This is a genomic window from Pukyongiella litopenaei, from assembly GCF_003008555.2.
Classification (GTDB): Bacteria; Pseudomonadota; Alphaproteobacteria; order Rhodobacterales; family Rhodobacteraceae; genus Pukyongiella; species Pukyongiella litopenaei.
In genome coordinates this window covers 2,012,105-2,025,249 of record NZ_CP027665.1, presented here as the reverse complement: position 1 = coordinate 2,025,249, position 13,145 = coordinate 2,012,105, and the positions used below count along the sequence as shown (strand labels likewise).

Below are 13,145 nucleotides of genomic sequence, written 5' to 3'. Positions count from 1 at the left end.
AATCCGGGCCGGTCAGGACGGCCCGAGCGTTTCGCAGGAAATGTTGCGGGCCTGCAGGCGGCGACAGGCCAGATCGGCGGTTTCCTGCGTCATGCCCAGGAAGTTGGCGTTGAACCCGCGCTTGCCCTGCGTGACCTTGCGCAGGCTGCCATCCAGCGTGGTCATTTCCGCCAGCGCCGTGCGCAGCAGCACCTTTTCGGCCTCGAACCGGCTCGGGTAGCGGCCCACGGTGATCCCCCAGTTCAGCCCACCGGAGGTGGACAGGCGGGTAACGATCTCGGGTTCGTCCGGGCTGTCCTGAACGACGGCGGCGGTGTGCAGATCGTATTCCGGTGCCGGGCGGGCCACGGCCTGCTGCACAAGGGCGGCCTCGGCCACCGCGATATCCGGCTCCGGCGCGGCCGCCTCGGGCGTTTCGGCGATGCGGGCGGGTTCGGGCTCGGGAACGCTGAGCGGCGCGGAGACCGCATCAGCCGGTGCCGGTTCGGCATCGGCCAGCTCGACCGGACGCACCGCCGGCGGCGTGGCGGCGGCCACGGCAATCGTTTCGGCCGGTGCTTCGCCGGGTGTGGCCTCGACCGCCGCGGCATTGGCCGCATGGGGGCGGGCGACGGGGCGCGGGCTGGTGGCGGTGGCCTGTGCCGTCGCCTCTTGCAGCGCGTCGTCGATGCTCGCCTGCAGCAACGCCGCCTCGACGGCGTTTCCGGCCGGTTCGACCTGCGGCGGGTTCGTGGCGCCAGCCTGCGTGTCGGGTGCGACGGCTGCCACGGCAACCGGGGCTGCGCGGCGTGCCAGCGGGCGCAGGCTCGATGTCGGGGCGCGGGCCACCCGTTGCGATTGGGCGGCGGCAGGCGCGGCCTCGGCCCGGGTGGCGGTGGCATAATCGGGGCGCGCCGGCTTGCGGATCGGCGCCCGCGACGGCGCGCGGCGGAACCCCATGTCCAGCAGCTCGGCGACACGCGCGTTGCGCGCCGCGCCCGACGTGCCGCCGAACACGGTGGCGATGATCCGTTCGCGTCCGCGTTCCGCCGACGCGACGAGGTTGAAACCGGCCGCGCGGGTATAGCCGGTCTTGATCCCGTCGGCCCCGCGATAGGCGGCCAGCAGACGGCGGTTGGTATTGTTCACCGTGCGCACGCCCGCATTCGTCGACTGGCGCGAGAACAGGTTGTAATATTGCGGAAAATCATAGAGCAGATGCCGGCCCAGCGTGGTCATGTCGCGGGCGGTGGACAGGTGGCCGCTGGCGGTCAGCCCATGGGCGTTCTTGAACGTGGTCCTGGACATGCCCAGCGCGCGGGCGGTCCGGTTCATGCGCCGCGCGAACGCGGCCTCGGACCCGGAAATCGCCTCGCCGATCGCGGTGGCGGCATCATTGGCGGATTTCACCGCCGCGGCCCGGATCAGATAGCGGAACGCGATCCTCTGGCCCGCCTTCAGGCCCAGTTTCGACGGCGGTTCGGCGGCTGCGTTGCTCGAGATGCGGACCTTCGTGTCCAGCGAGATTTCGCCGTTTCGCACCGCTTCGAACGCGATGTAAAGCGTCATCATCTTAGTCAGCGATGCGGGGTGCAATCGCGTATCGGCGTTTCGCGAATGCAGAACCTCACCGGTTCTCGCATCTATCACCATCGCCGCGTAGGGTGCCGCAACCGCGGACGGCACCAGCGCTACGATCCATAGTGCGGAGAGAATCATCAAGCCCCAACGGGCCGGTCCCAATAGCCGAGCCTGCACGATACTTGCCTCTGTCTGCCTCGTGGCCGCCGGTTTTTCCGACTGACCCAATTCTGCCTGTCAAAAGGCTAACATATCGTGGATTCAAAAGAAACCCGCCGCATTCGTCGAAATTTCAGTGCTGTTGCCCAGCCGGCAACCAACATCTTGTGTTCCCGCGTCACGCGATCCCAACACCGGCGATGCGTGAAAAAATCGTGAATGCCGGCGGCTGGCTCAGCCGATCCGCGCGACCAGCCATGCAAGCCCGCCCAGATCGTCCAGCGCGTGGAATCGCGTCTCGCCCCGGGGTGGCGGCGCCTGTTCGATTTCCCATTCCAGCCCGTGCGGCACATGGACACCCCAGCCGCCGGCGCCGATCATCGCCACCACGTCCGAGCGCATCGAGTTGCCGACCATCATGCCACGCCCGGCCCCGTCTCCGTGACGCTCGAAGATCCCGGCATAGACCTCGGGCGTCTTCTCGGACACGATTTCGACCTGGTCGAACAGATCGCCCAGCCCCGACTGGGCCAGCTTGCGTTCCTGGTCCAGCAGATCGCCCTTGGTGATCAGCAACACCCGGTGGGTTTCCGCGATGGACTGCACCGTTTCGCGTGCATGGGGCAGCAATTCGATCGGATGCGCCAGCATGTCATGGCCTGCCTCGATCAGATCGGCGATCACCCCGGCCGGCACCTTGCGGTCGGTGACCTCGATCGCGGTTTCGATCATCGACAGCAGGAATCCCTTGATGCCATAGCCGTAGCGGCCGAGATTGCGCCGCTCGGCCTCGAGCAGCCGCGTGGCCAGATGGCCGGGTTCGGCATAATCGGCCAGCAGCGCGGCGAACCGGTCCTGCGTCAGGCGAAAGAAACGCTCGTTGTGCCACAGCGTGTCATCCGCATCGAACCCGACCGTGGTTAGCTGCATCCCCGACCTCCTCAACCTTTCCGGCCGCTTTCCCTTTCGCATTTTCCCCCGAAGGCTATATTAGCGGCAAGACCAACCGCCAACCCGGACCCGCAATGCTGCCAACGCCCCTCATGATGTCCGATCAGCGCCAGGACGACGACGGCGACACCTCGGTCGTCGTCGAAACCCGTCCCAGGACCAAGCGCCCGCCGCTCTACAAGGTCCTGCTGCTGAATGACGACTATACACCGATGGAATTCGTCGTGCATGTGCTGGAACGCTTCTTTGGCATGACCCATGCGCAGGCTTTTGAAATCATGCTGACCGTGCACAAGAAAGGCGTTGCGGTGGTCGGCGTGTTCAGCCATGAAATCGCCGAAACCAAGGTCGGGCAGGTCATGGATTTCGCCCGCCGCCATCAGCACCCGTTGCAGTGCACGATGGAAAAGGAAGACTAGGACAGATCCCGGTGTCCCGACGCCTGACTCTCGCGCTCGACCAGGGCGGGCTGACCCTGCCCGGTGATGGCCCTGTCGTCATCATGCGCCCCGCGCCCGATTTCGACCTGTCGGCGCTGCCCGACGACCGGGTCCGCATCGAACAGCCGTTCAAGCCCTATTTCGACCAGTTCGAGGCGCGGGGGCTGACCTGTGCCACCGGCGGCACGCAGGATTGCGCCGCCGCGATCGTCTGCCTGCCCCGGTCACGCACGCTGGCCCGCGCGATGGTCCTGCAGGCCTGCCAGCGCAGCGGCGGCGGGCCGGTCATCGTGGATGGCGCGCGCACCGATGGCGTCGACGGCCTGCTGCGCGAGATCCGCAGCCGGGCGCCGATCCTGGGCCAGATGTCCAAGGCGCATGGCCGCATCTTCTGGTTCGACGCCCTGCCCGGCCTCTTTGCCGACTGGCAGCCACCCGAAACGCTGAACGACAGCGGGTTTGTCACCACGCCCGGCGTGTTCTCGGCCGATGGCATCGATCCCGGGTCGAAACTGCTCGCCGACACGCTGCCGAACCTGTCCGGGCGCCATGTCGCCGACCTGGGGGCGGGCTGGGGCTATCTCGGCCACCGGTTGCTGGCGGACAAGGGGATCGAGACGCTCGACCTGGTCGAGGCCGGTTCCGATGCGCTGGACTGCGCCCGGCGCAATGTCACCGATCCGCGCGCCCGGTTCCACTGGGCCGATGCCACGGCCTGGAAACCGGATCACCGCATCGACGCGGTGGTGACGAACCCGCCCTTTCATACCGGCCGCGCCGCCGACCCCGCGCTGGGCCAGGCCTTCGTGGCCGCGGCGGCGCGCATTCTGGCCCCTTCCGGCCACCTGTGGCTGGTAGCCAATCGCCACCTGCCCTACGAGGCCACGCTTGCCGAACGGTTTACCATGGTGTCCGAAGTGGCCGGGGACAATCGCTTCAAGGTGTTGCAAGGCTCTCGCCCGCGGCGCTGATCCCGGTTAACCTGAGACCACAGCAGGAGGTCGCAATGTCCTTTTCCATCGCCGGCAAGACCGCCATCGTCACCGGCAGCGCCAGCGGCATCGGTCTCGCGGTCGGGCGGCAGTTCATCGAAAAGGGCGCAAGGGTGATGTTCGCCGATATCGACGAAAACCGCCTCAAGGCGGAGCTTGGCGACGAGGCCGACGGCGACAACCTGCGCTATTTCGCCGGTGACCTGCGCCACAAGCTGACCATCGCCAACCTGATCTCGGCCACGCTGGACGAATTTGACCGGATCGACGTGCTGGTGAACGGCGCGCGGCAGGTGATGACCTCGGACCCGCTCGACCCCGATGACCAGTCGGTCACCGCGCTGCTGGAACAGAACCTGATGCCGTCGCTGCGCCTGTCGCAGCATGTGGCCCGCCGCATGATCAAACAGGGCAAGGACAACAGCGACGACGAGGCGCCGACCGGGTCGATCATCAATCTCAGCTCGATCGCCGCGCGCCGCACCCACCCCGAACTGATGGCCTATTCGGTGGCCTCGGCGGCACTGGACCAGATGACGCGGTCGCTGGCGGTGGCGCTGGCGCCGCAGCGGATCCGGGTCAACGCCATCGCCTTCGGATCGGTCATGAGCCGGTCGCTGCAGACCACCCTGCGCGACAACCGCGAATACCGGCAGGACATCGAGGAACACACGCCGCTGGCGCGCATCGCCGCCCCCGGCGAACTGGCGGACACGGTGCAGTTCCTGGCCTCGGACGCATCCGGGTTCATGACCGGGCAGATCCTGACCGTCGATGGCGGGCGCACGCTGCTCGACCCGGTCGCGGCCCCGGCCCACTGACCGGCAACAGACTGACCGGCAAAATCAGGACAGATCATGACCGACACCCTTGTCACCGAAAAGGCCACCGCGGCCGCGTGGTTCAAACAGCTGCGCGACGAGATCGTGGCCGCCTTCGAGACCCTCGAGGACACCCATGACACCGGGCCGCTGGCGGATGCCGGGCCGGGCCGGTTCGAGGTCCGGGAAACCCGGCGCAGCGCACCCGATGGCGGTGATGCCGGCGGCGGGCTGATGAGCGTCATGCGCGGCGGCCGGGTGTTCGAAAAGGTGGGCGTGAACGTCTCTACCGTCCATGGCGAACTGGGCGAACAGGCGCAGGCCGCAATGGCGGCGCGCAAGGGCATTCCCGGCATGGCGGAAGACCCCCGGTTCTGGGCCTCGGGCATTTCGCTGGTGGCGCATATGCAGAACCCGCATGTGCCCGCCGTGCACATGAACACGCGCATGTTCTGGACCCCGCACGCCTGGTGGTTCGGCGGCGGGTCCGACCTGAACCCCTGTATCGAGTATGACGCGGATACCGAACATTTCCACGCCACCCAGAAAAGCCATCTCGACCCGCATGGCACCGCCCATTACCCGCGGCTCAGAGACTGGGCGGACGACTATTTCCACATCCCGCACCGGGGCCGCGCACGGGGCGTCGGCGGTATCTTCATGGACGATTATTGCACCGGCGACTGGCAGGCGGATTTCGCGCTGACGCGCGATATCGGCCGCGCCTTCCTGCCCGCCTTCGTCCCGCTGGTCGAGCGCCGCCGGACGCAGCCCTGGACCGACGCGGACAAGGACACGCAGCTAATCCACCGCGGGCTCTATGCCGAATACAACCTGGTCTATGACCGCGGGACGAAGTTCGGGCTGGCGACGGGCCACGACCCCGACGCCGTGCTGATGAGCCTGCCGCCGATGGCCAAGTGGCGCTGAACGCCCCGGCCTAGCCCAGCGCGTAGCCCGCGCCGCGCACCGTGCGCAGCGGATCGTCGCCGCCATGGCGGCACAACGCCTTGCGCAGCCGCCCCACATGCACGTCCACGGTGCGGGTATCCACATAGATGTCGCGGCCCCAGACCCGATCCAGCAGCTGGTCGCGGCTGAACACCCGGCCCGGTTTCTCCATCAGCGTGGACAGCAGGCGGAACTCGGTCGGCCCGAGCTTGATCTCGTTGCCGTCCCGGCTGACCCGGTGGGTTTCCGAATCGAGCACGATATCGCCGAATTCGAGCCGAACCCCCACCGATGACGGTCGGCTGCGGCGCAGCTGGGTGCGGACCCGCGCGATCAGTTCGGCAACCGAATAGGGTTTGACCACATAATCGTCGGCGCCGGTTTCCAGCCCGCGCACGCGGTCGGCCTCTTCCGAACGGGCCGACAGCATGATGACCGGTATCCCGCGCATCTCGGGGCGGATCTTCAGCCGCCGGCAGATCTCGATCCCCGAAACCCCCGGCAGCATCCAGTCCAGCACGATCACGTCGGGCGGCGATTCCTCGACCTGCAGCAACGCCTCGTCGCCATCGGCGGCACGGTTGACCGCGAAGCCTTCGGCCTCGAGGTTGTAGGCCAGCACCTCGCGCTGCGCCGGTTCGTCCTCGACCACCAGAACTGTCGGACGGCCCGCCGCCATCAGCCGTCCGCCTGTGCTGTGCCGGCCTCGGTCAGGTCCCGCTTGGGCCGGTCCTCGTCGGGCAGGTTGCCGGTGACCAGATACATTGTCTGTTCGGCGATCGCGGTGGCGTGGTCGCCGATGCGCTCGATGTTCTTGGCGATGAAATGCAGGTGCATCCCGGCGGTGATGTTGCGCGGATCCTCCATCATGTGGGTCAGCAGCGACCGGAAGATCACGTTGTACATGTGATCGGCATCCTCGTCGCGCAGCACGATGTCATTGGCGCGGTCCACGTCGCGGTGGATGTAGGAATCGAGCGAATCCGACAGCATTTCCCCCACATGCCGCGCCATCCGGCGCAACGAGGAGCGATTGTCCTCGACCATGCCCGAATCGACCAGGATCGGAACCCGCTTGGCGATGTTCTTGGCCAGGTCGCCGCAGCGTTCGAGGCTGTTGGAGATGCTGATGACCGTCAGCACCGTGCGCAGGTCGGTCGCCGAGGGCGAACGCAGCGCCAGCACCTTGGCGGTGTCGGTCTTGACCAGCTCGTCCAGCTCGTCGATGGCGTGATCGCCCTGCCGGACCCGTTCGGCGAGCTCGGCATCGCGGGTTTCCAGCGCCATGCTGGCATCGCGCAGCGCCTCTTCGACCAGCCCGCCCATGCGCATGACCAGCGCCTGGATCGTTTCCAGGTCGTTGTCGAAGGAGGACACGATATGTTTGGTTTCGATCATGGCTCTCTCCCTTACCCGATGCGGCCGGTGATGTAGGATTCGGTGCGCGGATCATCGGGATTGGTGAAAATCGCCGATGTATTGCCGTATTCCACCAGGGTTCCGAGGTGGAAGAAGGCGGTTCGCTGGCTCACCCGCGCAGCCTGCTGCATCGAGTGGGTGACGATCACCACCGAGAAATTCTCGCGCAGCTCGTCGATCAGTTCCTCGACCTGCGCGGTGGCGATCGGATCGAGCGCGGAACAGGGTTCGTCCATCAGCAGCACCTCGGGTTCCGTGGCGATCGCGCGCGCGATGCACAGCCGCTGCTGCTGGCCGCCCGACAGGCCGGTGCCCGGTTCGTCGAGCCGGTCCTTGACCTCGTCCCAGATCGCGCCGCGGCGCAGGCTCTTCTCGACGATCTCGTCGAGATCGGCCTTGCCGCGCGCCAGCCCGTGGATGCGCGGGCCATAGGCGATATTGTCATAGATCGACTTGGGGAACGGGTTCGGTTTCTGGAACACCATGCCGACGCGGGCGCGCAGCTGCACCGGGTCGATGTTCGGATCATAGATGTCCTGGCCATCGAGCCGGATCTCGCCGGAGACCCGGCAGATGTCGATGGTATCGTTCATCCGGTTCAGGCAGCGCAGGAAGGTGGATTTGCCGCAGCCCGACGGGCCGATGAAGCTGGTCACGGTGCGGTCGCGGATTTCGATGTCCACGCCCTTGATGGCTTCGGTTTCGCCGTAGAAGACCCGGACCCCCCTGGCCGAGATCTTGGTTTCCCTGGCATCCGCCTTGGTGTCGATCGTGCGCATGTCGTTCATGTTACTGATCCTTGTCCGGGCTTACCACTTCCGCTCGAAGCGGTTGCGCAGGAAGATGGCGATTGCGTTCATGGTGACGAGAAAGGTGAGCAGCACCAGAATGGCTGCCGAGGTGCGCGAAACGAACCCGCGTTCGGGGCTGTCCGCCCAGATGAAGATCTGCGTCGGCAACGCGGTGGCGCTGTCCAGCGGTGTCGAGGGCGCCGAGGTGATGAAGGCGTTCATCCCGATCAGCAGCAGCGGCGCGGTTTCCCCCAGCGCCTGCGCCAGGCCGATGATGGTGCCGGTCATGATGCCCGGCATCGCCAGCGGCAGGACATGGCCGAACACCACCTGCTGCTGCGACGCGCCGATGCCCAGCGCCGCCTCGCGAATCGAGGGCGGCACCGATTTCAGCGCCGCGCGGGTGGCGATGATGATCGTCGGCATCGTCATCAGCGCCAGCGTCATGCCGCCGACCAGCGGCGCCGACCGGGGCAGGCCGAACCAGCCGATGAACACCGCCAGCGCCAGCAGGCCGAACACCACCGACGGCACCGCGGCCAGGTTGTTGATGTTCACCTCGATGAAATCGCTGATCCTGTTCCTGGGCGCGAATTCCTCGAGATAGATCGCCGCGCCGATGCCCAGCGGAAACGAGATCAGGAAACAGACCAGCAGCGCCCAGGCCGACCCGATCAGCGCGCCGCGCAGGCCGGCCAGTTCGGGGAACCGGCTGTCGGCATTGGTGATCAGCCCGGTATTCAGCGGCGTCGAGATCAGCCCCTCGACCTCGAGCGTGTCGAACCACGAGATCTCGTCGTTCTTCAGCCGCCGGTTGGCCTCGTCGGTGTCGCGGTCGATCAGATCCTTGTTGAGCTGGTCATAGGGGTCCGACAGGGGCACCGTCATGATGACGGTCTGCCCGATCAGGCCGGGATCGGCGACCACCATGTCGCGCAGCTGGAACTGGGCGCCTTTCGACAGGATGCCCTCGGCCTTGCGCCGGGTCGCGCGGTCACTGGCGTCGACCTCGGGCAGGTGCACCAGCAGCGCCGCGGTCAACACGTCGTCGAACCCGCCGCGGGGCAGCTTTTCGGCGCTGATCTCTTCGGAATCCACGAACACGTCGAGCGTGATATGGGTCTGGGTGAAGGCCTTGTATCCGCTGCTGGCAAGCGAGATCACGAGGATCGACAGCATCAGGAAGGCAAAGCTGATCGCCCCGAGGCCCAGCGCCTTGACATAGACCTGTTTGCGGTGACGCCGGCCGATCGAGGCACGGACGGCCTCGGTGGTGGCGTGGCGCCGGGGCGCGCCGGTCATCTCGGTCGTCGAATCGGTCATCTCGGGGCCTCAGTCATATGCTTCGCGGTATTTGCGCACGATGCGCAGCGCAAAGACGTTGATCGCCAGCGTCACCAGGAACAGCATCATGCCCAGCGCGAAGGCGGCCAGCGTCTTGGGGTTGTCAAAGGACGTGTCGCCGATCAGCAGGGTGACGATCTGCACCGTCACCGTGGTCACGCTATCGAGCGGGTTGACGGTCATCTTGGCGATCAGGCCCGCCGCCATCACCACGATCATGGTCTCGCCGATCGCGCGGCTCACCGCCAGCAGCACCCCGCCGACGATCCCCGGCAGCGCAGCCGGAAACAGCACGTTCAGGACCGTTTCCGCCCGCGTCGCGCCCAGCGCCAGCGCCCCGTCACGCAGCGACCGCGGCACCGCCGACAGCGCATCGTCGGAAAAGGACGAGATGAACGGGATCAGCATCACCCCCATCACGCTGCCCGCGGCAAGCGCGGTATTGGGAGACACCGGAAGGCCGATCGCGGCGCCGAAGTCGCGGATCGCCGGGGCGACGACGAGGATGGCGAAGAAGCCATAGACCACGGTCGGCACGCCGGCCAGGATTTCCAGCACCGGCTTGGCCACGGCCCGCAGGCGCGCAGGCGCGAATTCATGCAGGTAGATCGCCGACAGAAGCCCGACCGGCACCGCCAGCAACAGCGCCACGACGGTGATCACCAGCGTCCCCAGGATCACCGGCAGCCAGCCGAACGCGCCCTCGGCGGCGACCTGGCCTTCGCGGATCGGGATCTGCGGTTCCCAGTTGGTGCCGAACAGGAACTCGGTCAGCGGCACCATTTCAAGGAACCGCAGGGTTTCGAACAGCAGCGCCGCGACGATGCCCACGGTGGTGAAGATCGCCGCAACCGAACAGAAGATCATCAGGCCCGACACGATCCCTTCGACCCGCTGGCGGGCACGGAACCCGGCGCCGACGCGGCTGCGGGCGAAAAACAGGATGATCGCCGAGAGCCCCGCGACGACCGCCAGCAGCATCTGGCCCGACAGCAGCCGCAACGATGCGTATCTTTCGGCGGCAACCTGTTTCCACGGCTCCGGATCGCCAAAGACGCGGCCGCCGGCCAGCGACTTGATCTCGGCCAGCACCAGCTGGGCACCGCCGCCGTCAAGCGCCTCCAGCGTGCCCTCGGGCAGCCCGGCCATGGTCAGCCGGTCGATGACCGGCCCCTGCAGCGCCAGCCAGGCCAGGATCAGCACCAGAACCGGCACCAGGACCAGCAGCAGGGCATAGAGCCCGTGGTGGTTGGACAGGGAATGCAACCGGGTCCCGCCTGCATGGATCGCGGATGCCGCCTGCCGGTTCAGCGCGTATCCCAGCAGGGATGCGCCGAGCAGGACGGCAAAGGCCAGTGTCGTCATCTCGGGTTCCACCTCGAATGGATGTGCCCGGACCCCGTGCAGGGACCGGGCGGGTATTTGCGTCGCGCGGGCGCGATCAGTTCAGCGCGTCCATCGACTTGCCGTTCAGGACGGTGTCCTGAAGCGTGGTGCGGGCATCGTCGGACAGCGCCACCAGACCGCGTTCGGCCAGGTAGCCATCAACAGCCAGCGCGTCATCGGACATGTATTCGGCGATGAACTCTTCAAGGTTCGGGATCACGCCGCGATGGGTGTTCTTGACGTAGAAATAGAGCGGACGCGACACCGGGTAGGATTTGTCGGCAATGGTGTCGGTGGTCGGCTCGACGCCCTCGATCTTCACGCCCTTCAGCTTGTCCAGGTTCTCATACAGGAACGAATAGCCGAAGATGCCCATGCTGTTGGCGTCGGCCTCGAGCCGCTGGACGATCAGGTTGTCGTTTTCACCGGCTTCGACGAAGGGGCCGTCCTGGCGCATGCGCGAGCAGTTTTCGGCAACCCATGCCTTGTCGAAACCGCCGTTCTTGACAAAATCGAGTTCCTTGCAGCCCTCATGCATCGCCAGTTCGACGAACGCGTCGCGGGTCCCCGAGGTCGGCGGGGGGCCATAGGCCAGGATCTCGACCTCCGGCAGGTCGGCATTGATCTCGTTCCAGGTCTTGTATGGGTTGTCGGCCCATTCGCCGTCAACCGGCACCTGCGCGGCCAGCGCCAGGAAGATTTCGCCCAGGCTCAGGTCCCAGTCGGTTTCGTTGCTGCGCGAGATCGCGATCGACAGGCCGTCGAAACCGATCAGGGCCTCGGTGACATCGGTGACGCCGTTTTCCTGGCACAGCTTGTATTCCGACGCCTTCATCGCGCGCGACGCGCCGGTGATGTCGGGATGGGCTTCGCCGATGCCGCCACAGAAGATCTTCATGCCGCCGCCGGTGCCGGTGGATTCGACGATGGGTGACGGTGCGCCGGTCATGTTGGCGAACTGTTCAGCCACGGCCTGGGTATAGGGGAACACGGTGGACGATCCGACGATGCGGATTTCGTCACGGGCGGCGGCGGTGGTTGCCATCAGGGCGGAAAGCGCAACGCCAGATGCGGCCAGTTTCAGGTAGGACATGATCACTCCGAATAGTTCTGCGGCCGCAGAAGCACGGCCATGGACCAGCGGGTAAGAGGATTCCGTGTCGTGTTTGTAACGGCAACGTAACAGTTTCATGAAACCCGGCGAATTTACGTTGCGAAAGGCCGTCGATCTGCGCGGCGCCGATCATGTTGCCCCGGCAATTCTCTGATCGCGACCGAAACCGGCCCATGGCCGCCGGGGGACCGGCACGGGGCCGAAACAGGTGGCGCGGGGCTGATCAGCGCCAGTCGAAGAAGCCTTTGCCGGCGCGGGCCAGCAGCCCGGCCCCCATCGCGCGGCCCATCTCGGCACCGTCTTCGACCGCGCCGGTGACATCGTCCGACAGGGCTTCGGACCCGTCCGGGCGCAGCACCTGGCCCCGCAGGCGCAGCGCCCCGCCATCGAGCTCCGCGAGCGCGGCAATCGGGGTTTCGCACGACCCGTCCAGCGCCGCGAGGAAACTCCGCTCGGCGGCCAGCCGCCGCGCGGTTCCGGTGTCGTGGATCGCCTCCAGCAGCATCGCCGCGGCACGGTCATCGGCGCGCCGTTCGATCCCGATTGCCCCCTGCGCGACCGCCGGCAGCATGTCGTCGGGTTCGATCGGCGTGGCCGGTACGTCGCGTCGGCCCAGCCGGCTCAGGCCCGCCATCGCCAGAAAGGTGCAATCCGCCACGCCGTCGTCCAGCTTGCGCAGCCGTGTCTGCACGTTGCCGCGGAACTCGACCACTTTGAGGTCGGGGCGGCGGTTCAGCAGCTGGGCCCGGCGGCGCAGGCTGGACGTGCCCACCACGGCGCCCGGCGGCAGATCGGCCAGCCCGGTTTTCGTGGGCGATATGAACGCGTCGCGCACGTCCTCGCGCGGCAGGAACGTGCCCAGGACCAGCCCGCCGGGCTGTTCGACCGGCATGTCCTTGGTGCTGTGAACGGCGATGTCGATGCCGCCGCTCAGCAGCGCCTCTTCGATTTCCTTGGTGAACAGCCCCTTGTTGCCGATCTCTTTCAGCGGCCGGTCGGCATCGATCAGGCTGCGATTGTCGCCGGTCGTGTGGATCACGACGATGTCGAACGCCTCTGGCGGCAGGTCATGCGCCGCGGACAGGCGGTCGCGGGTCTCATGCGCCTGCGCGAGCGCCAGCGGCGAACCGCGCGTGCCGATCTTGAGCGGTCGGTCGGGGGATGGAAACGGAACGGTCATGTATCCTCCTTAGTCGCGTCACTTTGCCCTGACAACC

Annotated in this window: 13 protein-coding genes; 4 read left to right on the top strand and 9 right to left on the bottom strand. The window is 66.6% G+C overall.

From position 1 onward, the window contains the following. Nucleotides 1-12: 12 nt before the first annotated feature. Nucleotides 13-1,698: a D-alanyl-D-alanine carboxypeptidase family protein gene (locus C6Y53_RS10095; RefSeq protein WP_106472321.1), complete on the bottom strand. Its 1,686-nt coding sequence runs from the start codon at nucleotides 1,696-1,698 to the stop codon at nucleotides 13-15. Between the two features lie 255 nt (nucleotides 1,699-1,953). Next, nucleotides 1,954-2,649 (bottom strand): HAD family hydrolase, encoded by a 696-nt coding sequence (locus C6Y53_RS10090; RefSeq protein WP_106472320.1) that lies wholly within the window; start codon nucleotides 2,647-2,649, stop codon nucleotides 1,954-1,956. Between the two features lie 95 nt (nucleotides 2,650-2,744). Here C6Y53_RS10090 and clpS point away from each other — a divergent pair, with 95 nt between their 5' ends. The 4 genes from clpS to hemF are packed head-to-tail and all read left to right on the top strand — an operon-like array spanning nucleotide 2,745 to nucleotide 5,853. After that, complete coding sequence (gene clpS, locus C6Y53_RS10085; RefSeq protein WP_106472319.1) at nucleotides 2,745-3,089, top strand: ATP-dependent Clp protease adapter ClpS; 345 nt, start codon at nucleotides 2,745-2,747, stop codon at nucleotides 3,087-3,089. Nucleotides 3,090-3,100: 11 nt separating this feature from the next. Beyond that, a complete protein-coding gene (locus tag C6Y53_RS10080) occupies nucleotides 3,101-4,081 on the top strand; it encodes a class I SAM-dependent methyltransferase (RefSeq protein ID WP_106472318.1) in 981 nt (326 codons plus the stop codon). A gap of 35 nt (nucleotides 4,082-4,116) precedes the next feature. After that, entirely contained in the window at nucleotides 4,117-4,923 is an 807-nt protein-coding gene (locus tag C6Y53_RS10075; protein ID WP_106472317.1) for an SDR family NAD(P)-dependent oxidoreductase, read from the top strand. A 36-nt stretch (nucleotides 4,924-4,959) separates the two neighbouring features. Beyond that, on the top strand, nucleotides 4,960-5,853 hold the full coding sequence (hemF, locus tag C6Y53_RS10070) for an oxygen-dependent coproporphyrinogen oxidase (RefSeq protein WP_106472316.1): 894 nt from the start codon (nucleotides 4,960-4,962) through the stop codon (nucleotides 5,851-5,853). 10 nt (nucleotides 5,854-5,863) lie between these two features. Here the strand turns inward: hemF and phoB are convergent, their stop codons facing one another. From phoB to hemC, 7 genes are all read right to left on the bottom strand, one after another. Then, nucleotides 5,864-6,553, bottom strand: coding sequence for a phosphate regulon transcriptional regulator PhoB (phoB, locus tag C6Y53_RS10065; RefSeq protein WP_106472315.1), 690 nt, complete (start codon nucleotides 6,551-6,553; stop codon nucleotides 5,864-5,866). Beyond that, complete coding sequence (phoU, locus tag C6Y53_RS10060) at nucleotides 6,553-7,272, bottom strand: phosphate signaling complex protein PhoU (protein ID WP_106472314.1); 720 nt, start codon at nucleotides 7,270-7,272, stop codon at nucleotides 6,553-6,555. The genes phoB and phoU overlap by 1 nt, the downstream gene beginning before the upstream one ends. 11 nt (nucleotides 7,273-7,283) lie before the next feature. Further along, nucleotides 7,284-8,081 carry a phosphate ABC transporter ATP-binding protein PstB gene (gene pstB, locus C6Y53_RS10055; protein ID WP_106472313.1) on the bottom strand — a complete coding sequence of 266 codons (798 nt, stop codon included), beginning with the start codon at nucleotides 8,079-8,081 and terminating at the stop codon, nucleotides 7,284-7,286. A gap of 21 nt (nucleotides 8,082-8,102) precedes the next feature. Beyond that, complete coding sequence (pstA, locus tag C6Y53_RS10050; protein WP_106472312.1) at nucleotides 8,103-9,407, bottom strand: phosphate ABC transporter permease PstA; 1,305 nt, start codon at nucleotides 9,405-9,407, stop codon at nucleotides 8,103-8,105. Between the two features lie 9 nt (nucleotides 9,408-9,416). After that, complete coding sequence (gene pstC, locus C6Y53_RS10045) at nucleotides 9,417-10,793, bottom strand: phosphate ABC transporter permease subunit PstC (protein ID WP_106474040.1); 1,377 nt, start codon at nucleotides 10,791-10,793, stop codon at nucleotides 9,417-9,419. Between the two features lie 76 nt (nucleotides 10,794-10,869). Continuing rightward, entirely contained in the window at nucleotides 10,870-11,907 is a 1,038-nt protein-coding gene (locus C6Y53_RS10040; protein WP_106474039.1) for a substrate-binding domain-containing protein, read from the bottom strand. A 244-nt stretch (nucleotides 11,908-12,151) separates the two neighbouring features. Continuing rightward, a complete protein-coding gene (gene hemC, locus C6Y53_RS10035; protein WP_106472311.1) occupies nucleotides 12,152-13,108 on the bottom strand; it encodes a hydroxymethylbilane synthase in 957 nt (318 codons plus the stop codon). Nucleotides 13,109-13,145: the final 37 nt, after the last annotated feature.

What these genes read in the sequence shown, in the direction of transcription:
- C6Y53_RS10095 (WP_106472321.1), bottom strand. Translation starts at nt 1,698, where the DNA reads ATGATTCTCTCCGCACTATGGATCGTAGCGCTGGTGCCGTCCGCGGTT.
- C6Y53_RS10090 (WP_106472320.1), bottom strand. Translation starts at nt 2,649, where the DNA reads ATGCAGCTAACCACGGTCGGGTTCGATGCGGATGACACGCTGTGGCAC.
- clpS (WP_106472319.1), top strand. Translation starts at nt 2,745, where the DNA reads ATGCTGCCAACGCCCCTCATGATGTCCGATCAGCGCCAGGACGACGAC.
- C6Y53_RS10075 (WP_106472317.1), top strand. Translation starts at nt 4,117, where the DNA reads ATGTCCTTTTCCATCGCCGGCAAGACCGCCATCGTCACCGGCAGCGCC.
- hemF (WP_106472316.1), top strand. Translation starts at nt 4,960, where the DNA reads ATGACCGACACCCTTGTCACCGAAAAGGCCACCGCGGCCGCGTGGTTC.
- phoB (WP_106472315.1), bottom strand. Translation starts at nt 6,553, where the DNA reads ATGGCGGCGGGCCGTCCGACAGTTCTGGTGGTCGAGGACGAACCGGCG.
- phoU (WP_106472314.1), bottom strand. Translation starts at nt 7,272, where the DNA reads ATGATCGAAACCAAACATATCGTGTCCTCCTTCGACAACGACCTGGAA.
- pstB (WP_106472313.1), bottom strand. Translation starts at nt 8,081, where the DNA reads ATGAACGACATGCGCACGATCGACACCAAGGCGGATGCCAGGGAAACC.
- pstA (WP_106472312.1), bottom strand. Translation starts at nt 9,407, where the DNA reads ATGACCGATTCGACGACCGAGATGACCGGCGCGCCCCGGCGCCACGCC.
- pstC (WP_106474040.1), bottom strand. Translation starts at nt 10,793, where the DNA reads ATGACGACACTGGCCTTTGCCGTCCTGCTCGGCGCATCCCTGCTGGGA.
- C6Y53_RS10040 (WP_106474039.1), bottom strand. Translation starts at nt 11,907, where the DNA reads ATGTCCTACCTGAAACTGGCCGCATCTGGCGTTGCGCTTTCCGCCCTG.
- hemC (WP_106472311.1), bottom strand. Translation starts at nt 13,108, where the DNA reads ATGACCGTTCCGTTTCCATCCCCCGACCGACCGCTCAAGATCGGCACG.